Consider the following 898-nt stretch of genomic DNA (forward strand, 5'->3'; position numbering starts at 1 on the left):
CTTTCGTTTGGATCATCGGGCTGACCAGAGGAAGATGCCTGCGATGTGGAGTCCGGCCAGGTAGATGGTTGCGGTCTTCTCGTAGCGAGTGGCGATGCCTCGCCACTGCTTGAGTCGGTTGATGCACCGCTCGACGGTGTTGCGCTGCTTGTAGGTCTCACGGTCGAACGTCGGCGGCCTGCCGCCCCGACTGCCCCGTCGCAGCCGGTGCCCGCGCTGATCCGCCGGAACCGGGATCACCGTCCGGATGCCGCGTTTGCGCAGGTGGTCGCGGATGGCGCGTGAGGAATACGCCTTGTCCGCCAGAACCACGTCCGGCCGGGTCCGCGGCCTTCCGCGGCGGCGGGGAACGCGTAAGCGGGCCATCACGTCCGTGAAAGCGGGTGCATCGCCGGCCTGTCCGGCGGTGAGAACGAACGCGAGGGGTCGGCAGCGGGCATCTGCTGCCAGGTGGATTTTCGTGCTCAGCCCGCCGCGGGACCGGCCGATGGCATGGTCGGCCGGTTCTCCGGCCGGGGCCCCTTTTTGCGGGCCCCGGCCGCGTGCTGGTGAGCTCGCACGATCGTGGAGTCCACCGACACAGCCCAGGTCAGGTCCTCGTCCGCGTCGGCCTGGGCCATCAGCGCGGTGAACACTCGCTCCCAGGTGCCATCCAGGGCCCACATCCGCAGCCGGTTGTAGACACCTCTCCAGTTGCCGTACTTCTCCGGCAGGTGGACCCACTGCGTTCCGGTCTGGAACTTGAAGGCGATCGCGTCGATCACCTCCCGGTGATCACGCCAGCGTCCACCCCGCTTCGGCGTCCGGTCCGGAAGCAACGGCTCAATTCGCGCCCACTGCACATCTGTTAACGGCACACCCGGACCAACGACCGACTGATCCAAACGAAACTGCCTAG

1 pseudogene is annotated in these 898 nt (G+C 67.1%); it reads right to left on the reverse strand.

The annotated features are described in order from the left end of the window. Positions 1 to 12: 12 nt before the first annotated feature. Positions 13 to 884, reverse strand: a pseudogene (locus M8I34_RS41105) (IS5 family transposase). Positions 885 to 898 lie beyond the last annotated feature (14 nt).

Source organism: Streptomyces sp. MCA2, assembly GCF_023544705.1.
In the GTDB taxonomy this organism is placed as follows: domain Bacteria; phylum Actinomycetota; class Actinomycetes; order Streptomycetales; family Streptomycetaceae; genus Streptomyces; species Streptomyces decoyicus.